This is a genomic window from Myxococcales bacterium (assembly GCA_016717005.1).
GTDB lineage: Bacteria > Myxococcota_A > Polyangia > Haliangiales > Haliangiaceae > UBA2376.
In genome coordinates this window covers 43,655-62,427 of record JADJUF010000041.1, presented here as the reverse complement: position 1 = coordinate 62,427, position 18,773 = coordinate 43,655, and the positions used below count along the sequence as shown (strand labels likewise).

The window sequence follows — 18,773 nt, the reverse complement described above, 5'->3', positions numbered from 1 at the left end:
GGTTGATCTCGCTCGATACTGTATATGTTCAGTATCGCCCGTGCCCGATCCGTCCGCCTACGTGCCGCTGTGGTGCAAGACCAGCTTCTCGTTCCTCGAGGGCGCCAGCCAGCCCGACGAGCTGATCGAGGAGGCGCACCGGCTGGGGCTGACGGCGCTGGGCGTGGCCGATCGCGACGGGGTCTACGGCATGGTGCGGGCGCACGTGAAGGCGCGCGAGCTGGGCGTGCAGCTGGTGCCGGGCGCGACCTTGACGATCGCCGCGCCGGGCACGGTGCTGACGCCGTCGCCGGTGGGCGCGGCGCGCCCGGCCGGGCTGCACGCCACCGCCGAGGACGACGGCGGCGACGCGGCGATGAGCCTGGCCCGGCGCGGCCGCACCCGCCGGGCGCCGCGCAAGCGGCCGGCGCCGACGCCGACCAGCGGCGAGCTCTACGAGGCCGCGGCCCCGGCGGCGCCGGGCGCGCCGACGACGATCGTCGTGCACGCCGCCGACCACGACGGCTGGCGCAACCTGACCCGGCTCATCACCGCCGGGCGCCGGCGCGCGCCCAAGGGCACCGCGCTGCTGTCGTGGGCCGAGCTCGCCGCGCACGCGCGCGGGCTGATCGCGCTGTGGGGCGGCGACGGCAGCCTGATCACCAGCGGCGACGACGGCGCGTGGCAGGCCAGCGCCGGCGCGATCGGCGGGCTGCGCGACGCGTTCGGCGATCGGCTGTACGCGCTCGTGACCCGGCACCGCCGCGCCGACGAGGTCCCGCGCGAGGTCCGGCAGCGAGCCCGGGCCGCGCACCTCGGGCTGCCGATCGTCGCCGGCGCCGAGGTGCTCTACCACACGCGCGCGCGGCGGCCGCTGCAGGACGTGCTGGCGTGCATCCGCGCCGGCGTCACGCTCGCCACCGCCGGGCGGGTGCTGCGCGGCAACGACCTGCACGATCTCAAGGGGCCGCACGCGTTCGCGCGGCTGTGGGCCGACGAGCCGGCCGCGGTCGCGCGCACGCTCGAGATCGCCGGGCGCTGTCACTTCGACCTCGGCCAGATCCGCTACCGCTACCCGCTCGAGAAGCTGCCCGGCGGCGCCACCACCAGCGATCACCTGCGGGCGCTGACCTGGGCCGGCGCCCGCGGGCGCTACGGCGGCGAGGTCCCGGCCGCGGTCGAGCGCCAGCTCACCGCCGAGCTGGCGCTGATCGACGAGCTCGACTACGGCGGCTACTTCCTGACGATGTACGAGATCGTGCAGTTCTGCCGCCGGTCCGACATCCTGTGCCAGGGTCGCGGCTCGGCCGCGAACTCGGCGGTGTGCTTCTGCCTCGGCATCACCGCGGTCGATCCGGTGCGCATGGGCCTCCTGTTCGAGCGGTTCCTGTCGCGCGAGCGGGCCGAGCCGCCCGACATCGATCTCGACATCGAGCACGAGCGGCGCGAGGAGGTGATCCAGCACGTCTACCGCGCCTACGGCCGCGACCACGCCGCGATGGTGTGCAACATCATCCGCTACCGGCCCAAGAGCGCGGTCCGCGACGTCGGCAAGGTGCTGGGCCTGCCCGAGACCGCGCTCGATCGGGCCGCCAAGCTCCTGTCGTCGTGGGGCGACGTCGAGCCGGCGGCGCTGCGGCACGCGCTCGACGGCGCCGACGCCACCGCGCCCACCGCGATCGCGCACCTGGCGCGGCTGGCCACCGAGATCCTCGAGTTCCCGCGCCACCTGTCGATCCACCCCGGCGGCTTCGTGCTCGGCCACGAGCCGGTCCACGATCTGGTGCCGATCGAGAACGCGACGATGCCCGGGCGCACGGTCATCCAGTGGGACAAGGACGATCTCGAGAGCCTCGGCCTGTTCAAGGTCGACCTCCTGGCGCTGGGCGCGCTGCACCAGCTCCACCGCTGCTTCGATCTGATCCGCGCCCACCGCGGGGTCGAGCTGTCGATGGCGGCGATCCCGGCCGACGACGTCGACACCTACGACATGATCTGCGCCGGCGACACCGTCGGCGTGTTCCAGATCGAGAGCCGGGCCCAGATGGCGATGCTGCCGCGGCTCAAGCCGCGCACGTTCTACGATCTGGTGATCGAGGTCAGCATCGTCCGGCCCGGGCCGATCACCGGCGGCATGGTCCACCCGTACCTGCGCCGCCGCCACGGCCTCGAGGAGGTGGTCTACCCGCACGCGTGCCTCGAGCCGGTGCTGGCCAAGACCCTGGGCGTGCCGCTGTTCCAGGAGCAGGTCATGCGCCTCGCCGTGGTCGCGGCCGACTACACCCCGGGCGAGGCCGATCAGCTCCGGCGCGACATGGCGGCGTGGCGGCGCTCGGGCCGGATCGAGCAGCACCGCGAGCGCTTGATCTCGCGCATGCAGGCCAAGGGCATCGCGGTCGAGTTCGCCGAGCGGGTGTTCGAGCAGATCCGCGGCTTCGGCGAGTACGGCTTCCCCGAGAGCCACGCGGCGAGCTTCGCGCTGATCGCCTACGCCACGTCGTACCTGCGCCGGCACTACCTGGCGGAGTTCACCGCGGGCCTCCTGAACGCGCAGCCGATGGGCTTCTACTCCCCGGCGACGATCGTCGGCGACGCCCAGCGCCACGGCCTCGTCGTGCGGCCGATCGACGTGACGGTCAGCGCCTGGGACTGCACGCTCGAGCCGAGCGCCGCCGGGGACGCGCCCGGCAGCGGCACCGACTGGGCGGTGCGCATGGGCCTGCGGTTCGTGACCGGCCTGACGCTCGGCGACGGCGAGCGCATCGCGCGCGAGGCCCGGGCCCAGCCGTTCGGCGCGCTGCCCGAGTTCGTGCGGCGCCTGCGCCTCGACGATCGCGCCTACGCGGCCCTGGCCGAGGCCGGCGCGCTGGCGGCGCTCACCGGCGCGCGCGGCGATCGGCGCGACGCGCTGTGGCAGGTGCGCGGCTGGGCCCGGCGCCAGGACGACGATCTGACGCTGGCCGCGGCCGAGCCCGACGTGCAGTTCGCGCGGCTGTCGCAGCTCGAGACCATCGCCTGGGACTACCGCGCCAGCGATCACTCGACCCGCGGTCACCCGCTGGCGCCGCTGCGCGCGCACCTGCGGCGGCGGCGCTGGCTCGACGCGCGCACGGTCGCGGCCGGCAAGGACGGCGCCCGGGTCGACCACGTCGGCCTGGTGATCTGCCGCCAGCGCCCGTACACCGCGGCCGGCGTGACGTTCATGACCCTCGAGGACGAGACCGGCTTCGTCAACCTGGTGGTGTGGAGCCAGGTGTTCGAGCAGCACGCGCTGATCGTCAAGACCGCGCACCTGCTCGGCGTCAGCGGCCGCCTGCAGGTGCAGGAGGGCGTCGTCCACCTGATCGCCGAGACGCTGTGGCTGCCCGAGCTGCCGGCGCCGGTCGCGACCGCGCCCAGCCGCGACTTTCACTGAACTCTCTGGGAGGCCCGTCGCCGGGCCTCCCCTCATCGGGGGCAAGCCCCGATGAGCCTCCCCACCGCGACGCGAGACTCCTGGCGCGAAGGTCGGCGCCAGCCCATGGGCGCCAACCCGGTCGCGGTCCAGCGCGCGGCCCGGCGTGGGCCAAGAACTTCGAGCCGACCGCGGGGGTGGGGTACGCTGTCGGCTCGATGCGTCGGGCGTTCGTCACCTCGCTGTTGTTCGCGTTCGTCGGGTTCGCGCTCCTGTTCGGGATCGAGTTCTTGCTCGAGTGGCGCGGCGCCGGCTTCCCCGGCCTGGACGACATGAGCTGGGCCGGCGAGAACAACGGCAAGCTGGCCGACATCCTGTCGCCGATGGCCCGGGCCTACAACAACGTCCTGGCCATGCTCCTGGCCACGATCGGCCTGGCCATCCCGCTGACGGCCAACATGCACACGCCCAAGCTGATCGATCTGTTCTTGCGCGATCGGATCAACCGCGTGGTGCTGTCGTTCATGGCGCTGGGCGCGGCCCACGTGCTGTTCGTGGTCTACATCATCGGCCCACGGTTCGCGCCGGTGTGGGCGATCCGGATCGCGGTGCTGGCGGCGCTGACCGGCTGGGCGATGTTGATCCCGTACTTCTTCTACGTCGTGCGCTTCCTCGATCCGTCGCGGATCGTCCGGCGCCTGTGCGACGAGACCATCCAGCTGGTGACCGACGTCGCCGACAAGAAGCTCGATCCGGTCACGACGCAGGAGCAGGTGGCCGAGCGCATCGATCAGCTCGGCACGATCGTGCTGAAGTCGCTCGACCGCGGCGACCGCGGCATCGCGCGCGAGGGCGTGTGGGCGCTCAAGCAGCTCATCGACCAGCACGCGGCCCACAAGGACCGGCTGCCGCGCGGCTGGTACCGGGTCGACCGGGCCGACTTCGTGGGGTTGTCGGAGGAGGCGCTCGACCTGATCATCGACGAGCGCACCTGGTTCGAGATGAAGTGCGGCCTGCAGCTCAACCTCGCGTACCAGCACGCGCTGCGCAAGGCGTCCGACACGGTCTCGAGCATCTCCGACGCCAACCGCGCGATCGGTCAGCGGGCCGCGGCGCGCGGCGACGACGCGGCGCTGCGGCTGGCGGTGCGGTTCTTCAACAACTACCTGCGCGAGGCGATCAAGGCCAAGGACGTCCACGCGGTCTACGACGTGTTCCACCAGTACCGGCTGCTGGCCAAGGACGTGTGCGACCGGCCCGCGCTGCTGCGGCAGATCGGCCGCCACTTCATCTACTACGCGGCGATGGCCCGGCAGTACGGCCTGGTGTTCGCGCCGCAGCTGGCGCTGTTCGATCTCGGCTACATCGTCCGCCGCGCCTACGAGGCCACGGCCGAGGCCGCGCCCGATCTGCTGGCCAGCCTGCTCGGGTTGCCCCACCGCACCGGCGCCGAGGTCCACTCGCTCGCGGTCAAGGCCAAGCTGATCCTCGGGGCCTTCTTCCTCGGCAACCGCTGCGCCGCCGAGGCCGCGCTGGTCGCGACCAACCTGGCCGACGTCGACGCGCGCGAGGTCGAGCGCGCCGAGGCCGATCTGCTCGCGGCCGAGCGGGTCTTCTTCGAGATCACCGATCACCAGATCAACCTCGAGTTCGTGCCGCCCGAGCGCCGGGCGCCGCTGCAGCAGTTCTGCGCCGGGCTGACCGCGACCGCCCGCGCCGCGGCGGCGGCGACAGCGTAGACTCGGGTGTGCCCCGCTCCGACGAGCCCCAGACCTGGACCCTGGCGTTCGTCGATCGCGCGCGCGAGGCCGCGTTCCTCGACGACTACGCCCGCGACGTCCGCGGCTTCTACCGGATCGCGATGGCCGCGGTCGTGCTCCTGTGGTCCGCCTCGGTCGGGTTCGATCTCCAGGCCACGCCGGCCGACCGGGCGCCGCTCCTGGCGATCCGGTTCGGCGCGGTCACGCCGGTGCTGGTCGCGGCCCTGGTGGTCGGCTTCCTGCCCTGGCCCCGGTTCCTGCGCTGGTGGCGCCTGGCCGCGATCGTCGCCTACGCCGCGGTCCAGGCCGGCGTGGTCGCGCTGGTGGTCTACGCGCCGGGCGAGATGAGCCAGCTCGTGGTCGGCGGGTTCCTGCTGACCGTGCTGATCGGCGCGGCGCTCGATCTGTCGCGCGCGATCCGGATCGTCGCGGTCGCCAGCGGCGGCGCGGTGGCGATGGGCGTCGCGCTGGTGCGCTCGCCGCACCTGACCACGCGGGCGGCCTCGATCGATCTCCTGTGGATCGCGGTGGCCGTGGCCGGCGCCGCGCTGGTGGCGGTGCGGCTCGAGCAGGCGCGGCGCCAGCGCTGGATCGATCGCGGGCTCCTCGAGTACGAGCGCGAGCGGACCGAGACGCTCCTCGCCAACCTGCTGCCGCCGCCGATCGCCGAGCGCCTCAAGGAGGGCCCGCGGGTGATCGCCGATCGCCTGGCCGAGGTGACGGTGCTGTTCGCCGACCTCAAGGGCTTCTCGACCCTGTCGACCCAGATCACGCCCGACGAGCTGGTCGGCCGGCTCGATCGGGTGTTCTCGGCGTTCGACGAGCTGGCCCGGGTCCACGGCCTCGAGAAGATCAAGACCATCGGCGACGCCTACATGGCGGTGGCCGGCGCGCCCGCGGCCCGCGCCGATCACGCGGCGGCGGCGGCGGCGATGAGCCAGGCGATGCTCGCGCGCCTGCGCGAGCTCGAGCCCGACCTCGAGCTGCGCGTCGGCCTGGCGTCGGGACCGGCGGTGGCCGGCGTCATCGGGCGCTCGAAGTACACCTACGACCTGTGGGGCGAGACCGTGAACCTGGCCAGCCGGATGGAGTCGCACGGCGTCGCCGGGCGCGTGCAGATCGCGGCGCGCACGCGCGCGCTCCTGGGCGACGCGGTCGCGGTCGAGGACCGCGGCACGATCGAGGTGAAGGGCCTGGGCCCGACCGCGACGTTCTTGCTCGCGGCGGCGGGCGTCGAGCCCGCGCTTGACAAATAGTACGAGCGTTCTATATTGAGGAGGCCATGAAGAAGGGGGACGCCACCCGCACCGCCATCCTCGACCGCGCGACCGAGCTCGCGCGGACCGTCGGCCTCGAGGGGCTGTCGATCGGCCGGCTGGCCGACGAGCTGGCGCTGTCCAAGAGCGGGCTGTTCGCGCACTTCGGCTCGAAGGACGCGCTCCACCTCGCGGTGGTCGAGCACGCCCGCGTCGAGTTCGTCGCCGACGTGATCGCCCCGGCCCTGCGCGCCGCCCGCGGCGAGCCGCGCCTGCGAGCCATGTACGACCGGTGGTGCGCGTGGGGCGCCCGCGACGGTGGCTGCGTCTTCGTCGCGCTGGCGGCTGAGCTCGACGATCGACCCGGCCCGGCCCGCGACGCGCTGGCCGCGGCCTTGCGCGACTGGCTCGACGCCATCGCGACCGCGGCGCGGATCGCGATCGACGAGGGCCACCTGGCCGCTGGCTGCGATCCCCAGCAGCTCGCGTTCGAGCTGTACGGGATCATGCTCGCCCATCACGACGTCGGGCGGTTGATCCGCGATCCCAAGGCAGCGCTCCGCAGCAAGCGCGCGTTCGACGCGCTGCTCGCGCGCTGCCGCTAACCCCCGCTGACCCAGGAGGACAGACCATGGTCGCCGTCGTTCGCCAGAATAAAAGTACGAACGTTCGTGTTTATGAAGCCCTCGACGACTTCTTGCGCCCGCCGCGCGCCGCGCGGCCGGCGCGCGAGCACGCGCTGCTGGCGGTGGCCGATCAGGCGGCGGTGTTGCCCTCGGGCGTCCGCGCCTGGAGCTGGGGGGCGGGGCCGGTCGTGCTCCTGGCCCACGGCTGGGGCGGCCGCGGCGCGCAGCTCGCGGCGCTGGCCGCGGCGCTGGTCGAGCACGGTCGCCGCGTCGTCACGTTCGACGCGCCGGCGCACGGTGACAGCCCGGGCGAGCGCGCCACGCTCGACGCGTTCGCCGTGACCCTCGCCGAGGTCGCGGCCTGGGCCGCGCCGGTCGACGCGATCGTGGCGCACTCGTTCGGCGCCGCGGCGACGACCATCGCGCTGGCGCGCGGGCTGGCGGTCGCGCGGGTCGCGTTCGTCGCGCCGTTGTTCCAGGTCGCGGCCTCGGTCGAGCGCTTCCTCGCCCACCGCGGCCTCGCCGGCGACGAGCGCGCCCGGTTCCAGGCGGGGCTGGCCGCGGCCAACCACGGCCACGACGCGGCTGGGCTCGACGGCCCCGCGCTCGCGCCGCGCATGGCGGCGCCGCTGCTGGTCGTCCACGATCGCGGTGATCGCGAGGTCGGCCATGACGACGGCGCGGCCGCGGCGCGCCGCTGGCCTGGCGCCGCGCTGGTCACCACGGTCGGGCTCGGCCACCGGCGCATCCTCGACGACGCGCACGTCGTCGCGCTGGTGCGCGACTTCGTCGCGGGCGCGACCGCCACCAGCCTCGTCCTCGACGACGCCGCGCGGATCGAGCGCGAGCTGGCCGATCGCGAGCTGCGCCGGCGCTGCGCGCCGGTCAGCGCGGCTCGAAGTTCCCCGTGACCAGCGCCGCCACCGACACCGCCGCCAGGTAGCAGGCCAGGCCGGCGGCGACGAACACCGCCGCGATCGACACGACGCGCTGCTGGCGGTTGCGGCGCTCGATCACCACCGCCGCGGTCTCGATCAGATCGTCGGCGAGATCCTGGGTGACCCAGCGCAGCTTGGTGATCGTGCGGATGCACACGATCAGGCCGATCATCACCAGGCCGATGCCCGAGACCATCAGCGCGGCCGCGGTCGAGCCCGACCGGATCATGTGCGCGCCGGAGAACCCGGTGACCGTGATGGTCAGGCCGCACAGGCCGACCAGGATCTGGGCGTAGGTCTTGACCGTCGCGATCTGGTTGGCGAGGTACAGCACCAGCTGGGCCGGCTGATCGGCGAACAGCGCGTGCAGGCGGCGAGCTTCTTCGCGGACGTCCATCGCCGGACCACGCTACACGAGCTGGCGTCGGCGCGACAGGAACCGGGAACCCCGGCGCGGCGCCGGTGTCGCACCCACGTGCGCGCCCTGATCGCCGTGGCCCTGATCGCGCTGGCGCCCGCGCCGGCGGCGGCGCACCCCGACGCCGACGTGATCCGCCGGGTCATCCGGGTGCACCGCGGCGAGCTGCAGCGCTGCTACGAAGGGGCGCTGATGCGCCACCGCGGCGCCGATCGCGTCCAGGTCATGATCGCGTTCACGATCGTCGCGCGGGGCGTGGTGGCCGACACCCGGGTGCGGTCGTCGTCGCTGGATGACGCGACCTTCACCACGTGCCTGGTCGACCAGGTCGCGACCTGGCGGTTCCCGGATCCGCCGAAGGGCGGGACGATCTCGGTCAGCTATCCCTTCCGCTTCGCGCGCTGAGCTTGACCTCGTAGGTCCGCGCCGCGGTCTCCGCGGTCATCGCGCGGGCCGGGCCTTGGCGGCGGGCTGCTTGGTCGCGGCGGGCTGCTTGGTCGCGGCGGGCTGCTTGGTCGCGGCGGGCTGCTTGGTCGCGGCGGGCTGCTTGGCGGCGGCGGGCTGCTTGGTCGCGGCGGGCTGCTTGGTCGCGGCGGGCTGCTTGGTCGCGGCGGGCTGCTTGGCGGCGGCGGGCTGCTTGGTCGCGGCGGGCTGCTTGGTCGCGGCGGGCTGCTTGGCGGCGGCGGGCTGCTTGGCGGGCGCCGGCCCCGCGCCGGCCGCGGCGCGCACCGCCGCCAGGACCGCCTCGGCGTGGCCCTTCACCGACACCTTGGGCCAGTGCTGGAGGACGCGGCCGTCGGCGCCGATCAGCACCGTCGAGCGGATGATGCCGAGCATCGCCTTGCCGTACATCACCTTCTGACCCCACGCGCCGTACGCGCTGAGCACCGCGCCGTCGGCGTCGCTGAGCAGCGGGAAGTTGAGCTTGAACTTGTCGCGGAACTTGCAGTGCGAGGCGATCGAGTCCTTGCTGACGCCGAGCACGCGGGCGCCGAGCTTGGCCAGCGCCGGCGCGGCGTCGCGGAACGCCTCGGCCTCGATCGTGCAGCCGGGGGTGTTGTCGCGCGGATAGAAGTACAGCACGACCAGCGAGCCGCGCAGCGCGGCGAGGGACTGGGTGCCGCCGTCCGACGACGGCAGGGTGAACGAGGGAGCGAGCGTGCCGACGGTGAGGGCCATGGCCGCCGACGGTACCACCGGCGCGCGCGGTTGAGCGGCGACCGCGGCGGTGCTACCACTGGGGCATGCGCACCGTGCTCGCCGTCGTGTCTGTGCTGGCGCTCGCCGTCGGCTGTCAGAAGGCCTCGTCGACCACCGAGCGCGCGCCGACCGCGCCGACCGCCGCGGCGACCAGCCCGACCGCGGCGGTCCCCGCGATGGCGGCGGCCGCGCCGGCCGCGGGCGAGCACGCGTCGTGCGGCGGCAGCTGCGGCGGCATGTGCGGCAACCAGGCCTGCGGCGGGAGCTGCGGCGGCGCCGCCGGCGTCGCGGCCGCGCCGGTCGCCGCGACCACCCCCGCCGACGCGCAGTGGACCGCGCTCCACGTCGCCGGCATGCACTGCGGTGGCTGCGCGCGCCGGGTCAAGACCGCGCTCGCCCAGGTCGACGGCGTCCTCGGCGTCGAGGTCGATCTGGCCAAGGCCGAGGTCCGGGTGGCGACCGCGCGCGGCGGCGACGCCCGGGCGCTGGCCAGCGCGCCGATCACCGGCCTCGGCTACCAGGTGCTGGCCAACTGATGCGCTGGCTGGCGCCGCTGGTGCTCGCGCTCGCCGCTTGCGGCGGGTCCGCGCCGTCGGGACCGGCCTGGCCCAAGAGCGCCGGGACGGTCACGCCGACCGACTCGGAAGACGACGGCGGCGAGAGCCTGGCGCCGCGCTCGACCACGCCCGCGGCGCGCGCGATCGAGATCAAGGCCGACCCGACGGTGGCGGTGGCGCCGGTCGAGGAGGCACCCGACGACGCGCCGCCGCCGAGCACGACGCCCGCGGAGCCCGAGCCCACCGGCGAGACGATGGAGATCGAGGTCGAGGAGATCACGATCACGCCGGTCGACGACGACGGCGATCAGGAGCCCTGAGCCGACCCAGGGCCGCGGCGACGCCGGCCTCGTCGAGCGGCGCGGTCAGCGCCTGGGCCAGCGCCTCGACGTCGGCCGACCCCGCGCCCGCGGTGGCGACGTCAGCCAGCGCCGCGGCCGGCGCGACCCCGCGCGCGGCGATCCACGCCACTCGACCGTACGGCACCCGCGCGATCGTCCGCCGCCCGTGCCACCACGCGACCGCCACCGCCGGCAGCACCAGCAGATCGCTGGGGTCGGCGACGATCCGGGCGTCGCGGCCGAGCGTCGCCGCGACCGCCGCCGCCGCCGCCGGTGACAGCTTGGTCGCGACCACCGCCGCCACCGTCGCGCCGATCGCGGCGGCCAGCTTCCACCAGCGCAGCGTCCAGTCGACCGGCGCGCCCAGGCGCGCGGCGCCGCGCAGCACCAGCGCCGTCAGGCCGGTCAGCACCAGCGGCAGCGCGATCACGCCGCCGAGGTCGCTGAGCTTGCCGGTCCACCACGGCGGCAGCGCGCCGCGCGGCTTCCACCACCAGTCGTTCAGCGCCACCAGCGCGACCGCCGCGAGCGGCACCGGCGCCAGCAGCTCCGCGCACGGGACCCCGGGCCGCAGCCCGTCGGCGCCGGCCAGCCAGCCCCACGCGCGGTCGTGCCAGCGACGGATCACCGCCCGGTGATACCGCGATCAGAAGGAGCGATCGATGCCGACCAGCTGGTACAGCGGGCAGTAACCGGTGGCGGCGGTCGCGAGCGGCACGGCCGACACGCCCAGCAGCACGCCGCTGGTCGTGGTGCTCCAGTCGCCCCCGGTCAGGCCGTAGATGCCGGCGCCCGCGAGGCCGAGGCCGACCACGGTGCGCACGATGCGGTCGCCGGTGCCGACGTTCCGGGGCAGGCCGAAGATCGTGGTCGCGCGCTCGGGGCCCGGCTCGGGCATCGGCGCCAGCGCGTGCTCGGGACCCATCGGCTCGGCGGCGATCGCGGCGGTGCGCAGCGGTCGGGACCGCCCGAAATCGACGTGGTCGTCGGCGGCGGCGAGCGGGATCGAGAGCGTGACGGCGAGCGACGCCGCGATCGCGGCGGACAGGATCTTCATCGGGGTGACTCCTTCAGGTTCTGTCCCCAGGAGCCAGCCCGCGCGCCGGCGGTTCGCGCCCGGGCCGCGGTGCAACGTCGCACCCTGCGCATCGTCAGCCTCATTCATGCTGCTCAGGCCAGTCGCCGCCTCGGAGCAGCAGTCTTCCGCGTGCGCGGCCGTGGGGACGTCCTGCCGTCGACCGTCGAGCACCGGTCACCCCGCCGGCTGTCGACGGCCCGCCTGGTCCGAGCGGCCGATCTCTTGGCCGCTGCTAGTGCTCCGACCGCGTGATTGTGATCCGTCCACGGCGTCGAGGCGCTCCAGGGGCAAGGCGCAACGACGACGGGCTACGCTCCGTAACTCGAGGAGTTGCAACGCAGCCCATGGAGATGCATCGGCGGCGTGGCGGTTCAGAATCACGCGGTCGGTGCACTAGTACGATGACGAAGGGCGACCGACCTGCGACTCCCAGTGGTCCTGTCCGACGAGCACGGCCGAGAACGCGGCCAGCGGTGCGAACCTGGGCTGGCCGTCGTCGCCGGTCTCGTCCAGCGCGAGCATGGTGAGTGCGGGCCAGGGGCCGCGGGCCGCCAGGAGCGCGAGCGCGTCGACGCCGGCGTCGGTGAGGCCGGTGTGTACGACATCGAGGCGCTCGAGTTGGGTGAGCCACGGCGCGGAGACGAGCGCGGCCAGCTGGCCGCCTTGGTAGTTCCAGGCGAGGTCGAGCGTGCGCACGGCGCGGAGCTTCATCGAGCGCGCGAGCGCGACCATCCCGCCCCGGCCGAGCGTCTGGTAGGCCTCGCTGTCGGACGACAGGAACACGAGCGTGTCGAGCGCGCGCAGGAATCGCGACGAGACCAGCGCGGATACGGAGCGGGCCGTGCCCTCGGGCGCTTCGACGACGAGCCGCTCGAGGCGGGCGAGCGTGGGCGCGCGGCCGAGGACGGCCATGCCGCTGGCGTCGGTGGTCACGGTCAAGGCGCGGAGCGAGCGCGCGAGCCGGCCGCGGACGAGCGTCCGGAGGACTGGCGTACGGGCGACGACGCGCAGATCGGTCAACGCGGGGAGCCCGCGTGTGGCGGCGAGCGCGTTGGCGGCGGCGCGGCCGAGCCAGACGCATGGTGAGTGCCAGTAGGCCATGCCGTCGGCCGCACACCCGGACACGCTCAGCGTCCGCAACGCGGTGGCATGTCGGGCGCGCGCCAGACGGCGGACGCACGCGTCGCAGTCGACCGATGCGCTGGTCACCGCAGCCAGGAGGCCGCTGTCGTCGAGCCGGCCGACGAGCGTCTCGTCGTCGAGACCCTGCGGCCACGCGAGCGTGACGCCGCGGTCGCGCGCGGTCACCGCGATCGCGCGCAGGTCGGGGGTCGCGAGGCCGCGCAGTTCGACGCCGGTCAGCTCGCCCGTGGCGGCAGCAACTTGATCGGCAAGGCTCGGCGCCGCCGCGCCCGGCCGGGGCATGGCGAGCGTCGCGACGACGACAAGCCAGGCTGCGGTGCGGATCGCCATCTGCGATCAACGCGCACCCTTGGGCGACTATTCGTGCCGCGGCCCGCGGCGGGTGGCCGCACCTGGGCCAGGGCGTTGCTCGACGGTGACGCATGGTCGTGGACGCCAACCAGCGCGAAGGTCCCGCGGAAGCTGGCGCAGCAGCGTGGTGGCGATGTCCCGCCGCTCCTGCGCGCTGGCTGCGGTGCACCGATGCGCCGTCAGGTCCATGTGCCAGTTGGCCCAGCGCGGCCCCGCGGCCCGGCCGCAAGGCGAGCGAGACCTGCCCGCGAGCGTCGGGCGCCTCGACCACCACCGGTCGACCGCGGGCGGCTCGCCGCCGCCGCAGCCGAGTGAGTGGCGCACCACCTGGCCGGCGTGGGCCCTGCTAAGGACGACGCATCATGGCAGCCGCGAGCGAAGCCCCGGCCGATCGGTTGCGCCTGGCCTTCGAGCTCATCGACCTCGCCGAGCGGATGTTGCGGCAGCGCCTGCACCGCGACCACCCCGATCTGACCGACGCGCAGCTCGACGCGCGGATCGACGCCTGGTATCTGCATCGGCCGGGCGCGCGCGACGGCGACGCGGACGGTACGCCGGGGCCATGGCCGCGCCGTTGACCCGCGTGGAGCGTGCGCTGGTCGAGTCCTCGCGTGACCTGCAGGCGGAGGGGGTCGCGCATGCGCTGGTCGGAGGCCGCGCGGTCTCGGCGCGGGCCGAGCCGCGGACCACGCGTGACGTCAAGCTCGCGCAGGCGGTGAACGCTCGATCGGCGGGGCCGGCGCAGCGGTTCGCGTCAGCGAGGGCGTGAGCGGCGGGCCTGGAAGGCGGCGAAGTTGGCGGCTTCCCATTGCTCGCGCTGGGCGTCGGCGTCCGCGAGCGAGCGGTGGCGGTAGACGCCGGGCAGGAAGCGCAAGGGGCAGGTGCGCTCCGCGAAGGCCCAGACCTGGCGGATGGCCGCGTGGAGGGCGGGATCCGCGGGCTCGTACCACGGGCCGTCGTCCATCTCGCTGACGTCGCGGAACTTACGACGAGGTGGTCGAGGAGATGCAGGCCGTCGCGCGCGAGCCCGGCGGTGGTCCTCACCTACTTGCGCTTCTTCTTGCCGGGCTTCGGGTCGGGGAACCCGCTATCGGGCGGCGCGGCGTCCAGCATCTCCTTCAGGCTGTCGTGCTTCGGCCACGGCATGCCGTAGGCCATCGAGCCCTTGATCGCGGACCCGCGGACCCGCAGGTCGAAGGCGTTCTTGGCGGGCAAGCGCACGTCGATCATGACGACCCCAGGGCGCAGCAAGGGCGCGCCGGCGACGCTCTGCGCCGGGTGAGGATCGATCCGGCCCTGGTCGTTGACGTGGAACCGGAAGGTCCGGACCACGGCGCCGTCCTTGCGCAGGTCGCACACCCAGTCTCCCGGATTGTCGCCGAGGAACAGGGTGTCCTTGTAGTCGCCGCCGCTGTCCCGGAACTTGATCACCTCGTCGCGCATGCCGAACATGAACGCGTTGAAGCTCAGGGACATCTGGGTCCACTTGTGGCGGCGATCCTCCCCGCTCGCGTTGTCGAGTGCCTCCACCACGACCTTGCCGGTGTCGGTCGACACGTCGATGTCGCGCAGCTTCACCCCAGCGGCGGTGCAGCGCATCTTGCCGCCGAAGGTCATATCGGTCGCGGTCCCGAAGTATCCGAACAGCGCGTAGTCATCGAAGCGGGCGCCGGTCTGGCGCTGCCAGAAGTACGCGTGCCCGAGCGTGTCGTCCTGCAGGATCTGATAGCCCGTCTTGCCGACGAAGGTGAAGGCCTGCACCTTCAGCTTGAAGTCGCGCAGCAGGTACTCCTGCTCGGCCTGGTCGTCGATGTAGATGAGCTGCGCCGTCAAGTCACCGGTCACGGTCAGCGGCGTCCCGTCGAACACGCACTGCACCCGCGCCCGGTCCTTGGTGAGGCTCCCGAGGGGGCAGCGCTGGCTGACCAGCACCTTGCCCTTCTGCTTCACCTCGAACCGCACCGCGTCGGCGTCGCTGGTCACGCCGTGGACGTAGGTGTTGATGCGCGGTCGGTAGCCGGCGTCGGAGCTGGCGCCATCGACGGCGAGGGCGGTCACGTCGATGAACTTGGGCGGCGACTGCTCGCTGGCGAGCGCCAGCGCCGGGCCGGCGTTCGCCTTGGCTAGAAGCGCAGCGACCAACGAGATCGACACAAGCGAGATGGTGGATACCTTCATCCCCTTCGTCTCAGCAAGCGGCATGCCTCGCCCGCGCCCCAAGCGGATCGGGCACCTGCACGCACGCCGCCCCTGGTGCCTAGGCGCTACGGCTAGCCAAGCGCTCACGACCGATCGCCGGGTTCGGACGTGGGCCTGGCCGCTAGCGAGGCCGAGCCGCGCGACGCGCTGCGAGCTGCTCGAGCACCAGCCGCGAGCTCGGCTCGTCGGGCCTCTTGAGGGCGAGCGAGCGCGGCGTTCGGCGATGCCGGTCGGCCTTGCACTGCACGTCCGCGCCGCGGTCGAGCAGCCAGCGGACCGGGCCTTCATGGCCCCACGCGAGGGCGACGAGCAGCGCCGAGCGACCCTGCGCGTCACACGCCTCGTCGGCGCCGGCCAGCCAGCCCCACGCGCGGTCGTGCCAGCGGCGGATCACCGCCCGGTGATACCGCGATCAGAAGGAGCGATCGATGCCGACCAGCTGGTACAGCGGGCAGTAGCCGGTGGCGGCGGTCGCGAGCGGCACGGCCGACACGCCCAGCAGCACGCCGCTGGTCGTGGTGCTCCAGTCGCCCCCGGTCAGGCCGTAGATGCCGGCGCCCGCGAGGCCGAGGCCGACCACGGTGCGCACGATGCGGTCGCCGGTGCCGACGTTCTGGGGCAAGCCGAAGATCGTGGTGGCGCGCTCGGGGCCGGGTTCGGGCATCGGCGCCAGCGCGTGCTCGGGGCCCATCGGCTCGGCGGCGAGCGCGGCGGTGCGCAGGGGGCGGGCGCGCCCGAAGTCGACGTGGTCGTCGGCGGCGGCGAGCGGGATCGAGAGCGTGACGGTGAGCGACGCCGCGAGCGCGGCGGCGGACCAGGTCTTCATGGGTGACTCCTTCGGGTTCTGTCCCCAGGAGCCAGCCCGCGCGCCAGCGGTTCGCGCCCGGGCCGCGGTCCAACGTCGCACCCTGCGCATCGTCGGCCGCGACGCGGACGGCACCTGTCGGGTAACGCCGGCGCGGCCGCGGTCACTACCCGGACATGCGCACAAGAGCCCGCTCCGTCCTCCTCACCCTGGCGCTCGGCGCCCTCACCACCGCCGGCTGCACGACGTCGCCGCTCAACGGCACCACCGTGAGCGGCAGCGGCGTGTTCAAGTCGTTCACCTTCACCGGGTACTACAACGTCCCCAACACCACGATCCGGCTCGACGTGATGAAGAACCCGACGCTCGACCCGGGGCTGAACTCGAGCTGGGAGGCGTTCGCGGTCGCCCAGACCACCAACATCCCGATCGAGGTCAACTCGCCGGGGTGATCCGCTGTACCAGTGGGAGGTGGTGGCGACGCCGGTCCCGCACCTGTTCCTGGGGGCGCGGTGGCCGCTGGGCGGGCTGGTCCGGCTGCGCGCCGTCCACCAGGAGCGGCCAGGTCCTCGCGACGTTCGACGAGGTCACCTTCGAGGACTGCTTCGCCGCGCAGGTCGCCGCCGGCGCGTCGTGGGCGGACATCGGCAGCGCCTGCAACGGCGTCGGCGGGACCACCACGTTCGTGTCGACGGCCAGCACCCCCAGCGGCGGCTTCCTCAGCAAGACCGGGACGATCTCCGAGACCGAGACCGGCGAGTACTACGCGGCGATCGGCGCGCCCACGAACCTCGACAACTTCAAGGCCGCCTACGGCTTCGGCCCGGGTGACCTGACCGCGACCTACTACAACGACGGCGACCTGGGGCTCGGCCGCGAGATGCACTGCAAGCTGGCCGGCGCGAGCGTGGCCTGCTACGTCGTCAACTACTCGGGCGTCGCCAACGGGGCCCGGTTCGATCAGGATCCGACGCTGGTGCTGGCCGACGCGGTGGCCCACACCAACTCGTTCGCGACCGTGGCCATGGTCGCCGACCCGCCGTTCACCGGCCCCAACTCGATCAAGTTCATGGTCTACGGGGCCAACGGCCGGCTCGCAAAGCGCGCGGCGCTCGACAAGCACCGGCGAGTTCGACGCGGTCCCCAACAACTGCCTGTCGTGCCACGGCATCAACGCCCGCTACGACGCCGCCGCCAACAGCATCACCGGCGCCAAGTTCCTGCCGTTCGATCCGTTCAGCTTCACGTACTCGACCCAGCCCGGCTTCACCGCCGCCGCCCAGGCCAACGCGCTGCGGCAGCTCAACGCGCTGATCACCCTGACCCAGCCGACCCCGGCCACCCTCGAGTACATCACCGGGCTGTACGCGCCCAAGGCGGTCACCGACCCGACCGCGGTCGCCAACCCTGACTTCGTCCCCAGCGGCTGGGCCAGCGCCGGCCTCGACGGCGTCGCGATCTACAACGGCGTCGTCAAGACCGGCTGCCGCACCTGCCACATGTCCTCGAGCAATCCGCTGTACGACTTCGCCCAGGAGGCGGACTTCGCCACCCTGAGCCCGTTGATCCGCTCGGACGTTTGCGGCAGTCCGCACGCGATGCCTCACGCCGAGCGCGTGATGAAGAAGTTCTGGGCCAGCGGCGCCCGCGCGCTGCTGATCAGCGCCTACCCGCCGCCCAGCTACCCCGAGCCGCTGCTGGCCTGCAAGCCCTGACCGCGGCGGGCCTGGCCCCGACGCGACCTGGCGCCGGCCGTGGCCAGGCCGCGCGCGCCAGCACCGACGACGGACGGCGGCACGACCGGTGGCCGCGCCGGTGGCGCCGCGGACCCCGACCCGCCGCGCATGATCGAGGCCGGCGCGCCGCCCACTCGATCGGGACGACGTGGCCGCGCGCGTCGCCGTCGTCCAGGTGCGCGCGCCCGAGACTGAACACGATCTTGAGGGCGCCGCGGCGCGAGCGGCCGCTGTCGTGGCCGTCGCGGACGATGGGAGCGAACGCCACGCGCGCGGTCAGGTCGGGCCGGCCGCGACGGTCGCCGACCGTAGCTCGAGGAGTGCAGCGCAGGCCGTCGAGCTGCACCGACGGCGTGGCGGTTCCGGATCACGCGGTCGGAGCACTGGCTGGGCGGGCACGAGGCTGGTTCGTGGGCGCCATGAGACCGCGCTGCATGGCGCTCGCGCACGTGTCGGACGAGGGCCTGGGCCGCCGCTAGCGATCCGCGCGCCGCGCTGCGAGCTGCTCGAGCACCAGCCGCGAGCTCGGCTCGTCGGGGCTTGCGAGCGCGAGCGACCGTGGCGTCCGGCCATGACGGTCGGCCTTGCACGCCACGTCGGCGCCGCGGTCGAGCAGCCAGCGGACGGGCCCCTCGAAGCCCCACGCCAGGGCGACGACCAGCGCCGTGCGACCCTGCGCGTCACGCGCCTCGAGCGAGGCGCCGCGCGCGAGCAACGCGGCGGCCACGTCGAGTCGCTCCTGGCCGTGGACGTGGCCCAGATGACCGCCACCGCGAGCGGCGAGGCGTCGTCCAGAAACCCGCCGAGCGTCGGGCTCGACGGCGTGGACGCGTCCGGATCCGCGCCGGCGTCGATCAGCGCGTGCACGACCCGCGGCGATCGGGCCAGGCGCAGCCGGCCGCCCGCCGGGGCGAGCGCCGCGCGCGTGAGGAGGTGCTCGAGGACCACGGCCGCGCCGTCGGACCCGTCGAGCGCCTCGATCGCGTAGCTCG

General features: G+C 73.7%; 23 protein-coding genes. 13 read left to right on the top strand and 10 right to left on the bottom strand.

What is annotated here, in order from left to right; genetic code table 11:
* Positions 1 to 67: 67 nt before the first annotated feature.
* The 5 genes from IPL61_37150 to IPL61_37130 all read left to right on the top strand — a co-directional run bounded on the left by IPL61_37150 (position 68) and on the right by IPL61_37130 (position 7,926).
* Entirely contained in the window at positions 68 to 3,394 is a 3,327-nt protein-coding gene (locus tag IPL61_37150; protein MBK9036820.1) for an error-prone DNA polymerase, read from the top strand.
* Positions 3,395 to 3,591: 197 nt separating this feature from the next.
* Positions 3,592 to 5,112 (top strand): DUF2254 domain-containing protein, encoded by a 1,521-nt coding sequence (locus IPL61_37145; GenBank protein MBK9036819.1) that lies wholly within the window; start codon positions 3,592 to 3,594, stop codon positions 5,110 to 5,112.
* Positions 5,113 to 5,120: 8 nt separating this feature from the next.
* On the top strand, positions 5,121 to 6,389 hold the full coding sequence (locus tag IPL61_37140; GenBank protein ID MBK9036818.1) for an adenylate/guanylate cyclase domain-containing protein: 1,269 nt from the start codon (positions 5,121 to 5,123) through the stop codon (positions 6,387 to 6,389).
* Positions 6,390 to 6,415: 26 nt separating this feature from the next.
* Positions 6,416 to 6,994, top strand: a complete 579-nt coding sequence (locus tag IPL61_37135; GenBank protein ID MBK9036817.1) for a TetR/AcrR family transcriptional regulator — start codon at positions 6,416 to 6,418, stop codon at positions 6,992 to 6,994.
* A gap of 26 nt (positions 6,995 to 7,020) precedes the next feature.
* The gene (locus IPL61_37130) at positions 7,021 to 7,926 is read left to right on the top strand and encodes an alpha/beta fold hydrolase (GenBank protein ID MBK9036816.1); all 906 of its coding nucleotides are present in this window, start codon (positions 7,021 to 7,023) and stop codon (positions 7,924 to 7,926) included.
* Here IPL61_37130 and IPL61_37125 read toward each other — a convergent pair.
* The gene (locus tag IPL61_37125) at positions 7,901 to 8,350 is read right to left on the bottom strand and encodes a hypothetical protein (protein MBK9036815.1); all 450 of its coding nucleotides are present in this window, start codon (positions 8,348 to 8,350) and stop codon (positions 7,901 to 7,903) included. The two genes, IPL61_37130 and IPL61_37125, sit on opposite strands and share 26 nt — an antisense overlap.
* Before the next feature lie 78 nt (positions 8,351 to 8,428).
* On the opposite strand from IPL61_37125, the gene IPL61_37120 reads away from it, so the two are divergent.
* The gene (locus IPL61_37120; GenBank protein MBK9036814.1) at positions 8,429 to 8,776 is read left to right on the top strand and encodes an AgmX/PglI C-terminal domain-containing protein; all 348 of its coding nucleotides are present in this window, start codon (positions 8,429 to 8,431) and stop codon (positions 8,774 to 8,776) included.
* Positions 8,777 to 8,812: 36 nt separating this feature from the next.
* On the opposite strand, the gene IPL61_37115 is transcribed toward IPL61_37120, so the two are convergent.
* Complete coding sequence (locus IPL61_37115) at positions 8,813 to 9,550, bottom strand: redoxin domain-containing protein (GenBank protein MBK9036813.1); 738 nt, start codon at positions 9,548 to 9,550, stop codon at positions 8,813 to 8,815.
* A gap of 257 nt (positions 9,551 to 9,807) precedes the next feature.
* Between IPL61_37115 and IPL61_37110 the strand changes: the two genes are divergently transcribed.
* Both IPL61_37110 and IPL61_37105 read left to right on the top strand, forming a co-directional pair.
* Positions 9,808 to 10,107, top strand: coding sequence for a heavy-metal-associated domain-containing protein (locus IPL61_37110; GenBank protein ID MBK9036812.1), 300 nt, complete (start codon positions 9,808 to 9,810; stop codon positions 10,105 to 10,107).
* Positions 10,107 to 10,448, top strand: a complete 342-nt coding sequence (locus IPL61_37105) for a hypothetical protein (protein ID MBK9036811.1) — start codon at positions 10,107 to 10,109, stop codon at positions 10,446 to 10,448. The genes IPL61_37110 and IPL61_37105 overlap by 1 nt, the downstream gene beginning before the upstream one ends.
* On the opposite strand, the gene IPL61_37100 is transcribed toward IPL61_37105, so the two are convergent.
* The 3 genes from IPL61_37100 to IPL61_37090 all read right to left on the bottom strand — a co-directional run bounded on the left by IPL61_37100 (position 10,411) and on the right by IPL61_37090 (position 13,020).
* Positions 10,411 to 11,097 carry a hypothetical protein gene (locus tag IPL61_37100; protein MBK9036810.1) on the bottom strand — a complete coding sequence of 229 codons (687 nt, stop codon included), beginning with the start codon at positions 11,095 to 11,097 and terminating at the stop codon, positions 10,411 to 10,413. The two genes, IPL61_37105 and IPL61_37100, sit on opposite strands and share 38 nt — an antisense overlap.
* Positions 11,098 to 11,115: 18 nt before the next feature.
* Positions 11,116 to 11,325: a DUF2892 domain-containing protein gene (locus IPL61_37095; GenBank protein ID MBK9036809.1), complete on the bottom strand. Its 210-nt coding sequence runs from the start codon at positions 11,323 to 11,325 to the stop codon at positions 11,116 to 11,118.
* 615 nt (positions 11,326 to 11,940) lie between these two features.
* Complete coding sequence (locus tag IPL61_37090; GenBank protein ID MBK9036808.1) at positions 11,941 to 13,020, bottom strand: hypothetical protein; 1,080 nt, start codon at positions 13,018 to 13,020, stop codon at positions 11,941 to 11,943.
* Positions 13,021 to 13,403: 383 nt separating this feature from the next.
* Between IPL61_37090 and IPL61_37085 the strand changes: the two genes are divergently transcribed.
* Positions 13,404 to 13,619, top strand: a complete 216-nt coding sequence (locus IPL61_37085) for a hypothetical protein (protein ID MBK9036807.1) — start codon at positions 13,404 to 13,406, stop codon at positions 13,617 to 13,619.
* Positions 13,604 to 13,810: a hypothetical protein gene (locus tag IPL61_37080; GenBank protein MBK9036806.1), complete on the top strand. Its 207-nt coding sequence runs from the start codon at positions 13,604 to 13,606 to the stop codon at positions 13,808 to 13,810. The genes IPL61_37085 and IPL61_37080 overlap by 16 nt, the downstream gene beginning before the upstream one ends.
* On the opposite strand, the gene IPL61_37075 is transcribed toward IPL61_37080, so the two are convergent.
* The 4 genes from IPL61_37075 to IPL61_37060 form a co-directional block, all read right to left on the bottom strand.
* Entirely contained in the window at positions 13,796 to 14,005 is a 210-nt protein-coding gene (locus IPL61_37075; GenBank protein MBK9036805.1) for a hypothetical protein, read from the bottom strand. The two genes, IPL61_37080 and IPL61_37075, sit on opposite strands and share 15 nt — an antisense overlap.
* A gap of 80 nt (positions 14,006 to 14,085) precedes the next feature.
* The gene (locus IPL61_37070) at positions 14,086 to 15,195 is read right to left on the bottom strand and encodes a hypothetical protein (protein MBK9036804.1); all 1,110 of its coding nucleotides are present in this window, start codon (positions 15,193 to 15,195) and stop codon (positions 14,086 to 14,088) included.
* 166 nt (positions 15,196 to 15,361) lie between these two features.
* Positions 15,362 to 15,634, bottom strand: coding sequence for a hypothetical protein (locus tag IPL61_37065; protein MBK9036803.1), 273 nt, complete (start codon positions 15,632 to 15,634; stop codon positions 15,362 to 15,364).
* 18 nt (positions 15,635 to 15,652) lie between these two features.
* The gene (locus IPL61_37060) at positions 15,653 to 15,862 is read right to left on the bottom strand and encodes a DUF2892 domain-containing protein (protein MBK9036802.1); all 210 of its coding nucleotides are present in this window, start codon (positions 15,860 to 15,862) and stop codon (positions 15,653 to 15,655) included.
* Positions 15,863 to 16,221: 359 nt separating this feature from the next.
* Here IPL61_37060 and IPL61_37055 point away from each other — a divergent pair, with 359 nt between their 5' ends.
* The 3 genes from IPL61_37055 (at position 16,222) to IPL61_37045 (ending at position 17,760) form a co-directional block, all read left to right on the top strand.
* Positions 16,222 to 16,497 carry a hypothetical protein gene (locus IPL61_37055; GenBank protein ID MBK9036801.1) on the top strand — a complete coding sequence of 92 codons (276 nt, stop codon included), beginning with the start codon at positions 16,222 to 16,224 and terminating at the stop codon, positions 16,495 to 16,497.
* Positions 16,494 to 17,456: a hypothetical protein gene (locus IPL61_37050; GenBank protein MBK9036800.1), complete on the top strand. Its 963-nt coding sequence runs from the start codon at positions 16,494 to 16,496 to the stop codon at positions 17,454 to 17,456. The genes IPL61_37055 and IPL61_37050 overlap by 4 nt, the downstream gene beginning before the upstream one ends.
* Positions 17,457 to 17,544: 88 nt before the next feature.
* Positions 17,545 to 17,760, top strand: coding sequence for a hypothetical protein (locus IPL61_37045; GenBank protein MBK9036799.1), 216 nt, complete (start codon positions 17,545 to 17,547; stop codon positions 17,758 to 17,760).
* A gap of 496 nt (positions 17,761 to 18,256) precedes the next feature.
* Here the strand turns inward: IPL61_37045 and IPL61_37040 are convergent, their stop codons facing one another.
* Entirely contained in the window at positions 18,257 to 18,508 is a 252-nt protein-coding gene (locus tag IPL61_37040) for a hypothetical protein (GenBank protein MBK9036798.1), read from the bottom strand.
* Between the last annotated feature and the right edge of the window lie 265 nt (positions 18,509 to 18,773).